2 protein-coding genes and 1 pseudogene are annotated in these 2,876 nt (G+C 64.9%); 1 reads left to right on the top strand and 2 read right to left on the bottom strand.

Translation table 11 applies throughout. The features are described from left to right. Positions 1–72 precede the first annotated feature (72 nt). Together LPZ50_RS23775 and LPZ50_RS23780 are read right to left on the bottom strand one after the other, a co-directional pair. Positions 73–801 (bottom strand): glutathione peroxidase, encoded by a 729-nt coding sequence (locus tag LPZ50_RS23775; protein ID WP_230665320.1) that lies wholly within the window; start codon positions 799–801, stop codon positions 73–75. A gap of 137 nt (positions 802–938) precedes the next feature. Continuing rightward, positions 939–1,142: a heavy-metal-associated domain-containing protein gene (locus LPZ50_RS23780; protein ID WP_230665321.1), complete on the bottom strand. Its 204-nt coding sequence runs from the start codon at positions 1,140–1,142 to the stop codon at positions 939–941. Positions 1,143–1,296: 154 nt separating this feature from the next. On the opposite strand from LPZ50_RS23780, the pseudogene LPZ50_RS23785 reads away from it, so the two are divergent. Then, positions 1,297–2,712: pseudogene (locus LPZ50_RS23785) on the top strand (heavy metal translocating P-type ATPase); the annotation flags it as partial. Between the last annotated feature and the right edge of the window lie 164 nt (positions 2,713–2,876).

A 2,876-nucleotide genomic window follows, 5' to 3' on the forward strand; every position in this document is an offset into this window, starting at 1 on the left:
CCGACGCGGGCGTGGTGTGGATCAGAACGACGCCGTGATGGAGCACCGCCCGCGGGCGGGGCGCGCCGGCCGTCAGGCGAAATGCGCCTTCAGGTCTTCCAGGCCGCCGATCAGGGCGCCGTTGATGAACACCTGCGGGGCCGTGCCCTTGCCGGATACCGCGCCGATGACCCGGCCGCGCACCTTGTGCTCGAGCGGAATCTCGATGGCGTCGTAGCCCTTGTCGGCCAGCAAGGCCTTGGCTTCCACGCAGAACGGGCAGCCGGGCTTGGAAAACACCACCACCTGGTCGGGCTTCTTGGCCTGCGGCGCCATGAACTGCAGCATGGTGTCGGCGTCCGACACTTCGAAGGGATCGCCCTCTTTTTGCGGTTCGACGAACATTTTCTCGACCACGCCGTCTTTCACCAGCATGGAATAACGCCAGCTGCGCTTGCCGAAACCCAGGTCGCGCTTGTCCACCAGCATGCCCATGCCTTCGGTGAAATCGCCATTGCCATCAGGCAGCAGCGTGATGTTGGCCGATTCCTGGTCTTTCGCCCATTCGTTCATGACGAAGGTGTCGTTGACCGACACGCACACAATGGCGTCTACGCCTGCATTGAAGAACGCGGGCGCCAATTCGTTGTAGCGCGGCAGGTGGGTGGACGAGCAAGTGGGCGTGAACGCCCCAGGCAGGGAAAAGACCACCACGGTCTTGTTCTTGAACAGGTCGTCGGTGGATACCTGCTTCCAGTCATTGCCCTGGCGGACGGGGAAGGTCACGTTGGGGACCCGTTGGCCTTCGCGGTTCTGCAGCATTCATCATCTCCTGATTGGTGAAAAGATGGCCTTGCGACCATGGAAGAATGATAAATACACACTATCAATATATCAAATTTAATTATTCAATTCTATTGATAAAGAAAACCAATGGGCCCCTATTAAGCCTTAGGACATCATGCCACGGCTCGCGGCTCGTAGCCGGCCTGGACGATGGCCGCCTGCACGGCTTCGGCCTGGGCTGCCCCCTGGACGGTGACCAGGTGCCGGGCCAGGTCAACCGTGACCTGGGCGCCGGGAACGGCCTGGTGTACGGCCCGCGTGATGGTGCTGACACAATGGCCGCAGGTCATGTCGGGAACGCTGAACTGGATAGACATAGAGGCTCCTGTAGGAAAACGTCCGCTCGATGGCGGCGGTGCAGGCAATGTAAACCTTCCAATGATGTCAAAGTCAAGCCTATAATTGAGGCTTGACCTTCCCATCATGGTAAGGATGACACTTGATCTGTCACCTCTTGCCGGAGTTCTTTTTATGTCTACCCTGTCCGCCACCCAGGCCGAATTGGCCATCGAGGGCATGACGTGCGCGTCATGCGTCAAGCGCGTCGAGAAAGCCCTGTCGGCCGTTGATGGCGTCAGCCAGGCCAGCGTCAACCTGGCCACCGAACGGGCCCGTGTCGATTACGACCCCGCCGCTACCGATACCGGCGCCCTGGTGGCCGCCGTCGCCCGCATGGGCTATGCGGCTCATCCCATCGCCGCCCAGGACGGCCACGAGGAACGCCAGGCGCAGGCCCGCGCCGGGGAAGCCAGCGCCCTGCGCCGCGCCTTCTTCATTGCCCTGGCGCTGACCCTGCCGGTTTTCGCACTGGAAATGGGCTCGCACGCCATTCCGGCCGTACATCATTGGGTATTGGATACCTTGGGCACGCGCAACAGCTGGCTGCTGCAATTCGCCCTGACCACCGCCGTGCTGGCCTGGCCGGGCCGCGTGTTCTTCACCAAGGGCCTGCAGGCACTGTGGCGGCGCGCGCCCGAGATGAATTCGCTGGTTGCCCTGGGCGCCGGCGCGGCATGGGCGTATTCGTCCGTGGCAACTTTCGCGCCGCAGTGGCTGCCCGACAACGCGCGGCATGTGTACTTCGAGGCCGCCGCCGTCATTGTCACGCTGATCCTGCTGGGCCGCATGCTGGAAGCCCGGGCCAAGGGCCGCACCGGCGCGGCCATCAAGCGCCTGATCGGCCTGCAACCCCGCACCGCCCGTGTGCTGCGCGACGGCCAGGCCCAGGACGTACCCATCGACCAGGTGCGGCGCGGCGAACATGTGGTGGTGCGCCCGGGAGAAAAAATCCCTATCGACGGCGAGATCGTCGAAGGCGGCTCGTTCATCGATGAATCCATGCTCACGGGCGAACCGATGCCCGTGGAAAAAACCGTGGGCGCCACCGCGACCGGCGGTACCCTGAACACGTCGGGCAGCTTCACGCTGCGCGTGACCCACACCGGCGCAGACACCATGCTGGCGCGCATCATCCGCATGGTGGAAACCGCCCAGGGCGCGCGCCTGCCCATCCAGGCCCTGGTGGACCAGGTGACTGCCTGGTTCGTGCCGGCCGTCATCGCGGCCGCGCTGCTGACCTTCGGCGCCTGGCTGGCCTGGGGGCCAGCCCCCGCCCTGCCCTATGCCCTGGTCAACGCGGTAGCCGTCCTGATCATCGCCTGCCCGTGCGCCATGGGGCTGGCCACCCCCACCTCGATCATGGTGGGCACTGGCCGCGCCGCCGAACTGGGCGTGCTGTTCCGCCAGGGCGATGCCCTGCAATCGTTGCGCGATGTCGGCATCGTGGCCTTCGACAAGACCGGCACGCTGACGCTGGGCAAGCCCGCCCTGACCGACCTGCAGGCCGCGCCCGGTTTCGACGGCGACCAGGTCCTGGCCTGGCTGGCAGACCGTGAGGGCTGCCGGGTTCTTCGTCTGTCGTACCACCCGGACAACGAGGTGGCCGGGCGTCTGTACACCTCGCTGGGGTTCCGGCCAACGGCCGTCGAGGGGGACGAGATCGTTGTCGAGCTGTCCGCGTCGGCGGTCACCGCGACGGCGTGACGCGCTCC

The organism is Bordetella petrii, assembly GCF_020991325.1.
Lineage (GTDB): Bacteria > Pseudomonadota > Gammaproteobacteria > Burkholderiales > Burkholderiaceae_B > Bordetella_A > Bordetella_A petrii_E.

Coding starts and splice junctions, on each gene's coding strand:
- LPZ50_RS23780 (WP_230665321.1), bottom strand. CDS start 1,142: ATGTCTATCCAGTTCAGCGTTCCCGACATGACCTGCGGCCATTGTGTC.
- LPZ50_RS23775 (WP_230665320.1), bottom strand. CDS start 801: ATGCTGCAGAACCGCGAAGGCCAACGGGTCCCCAACGTGACCTTCCCC.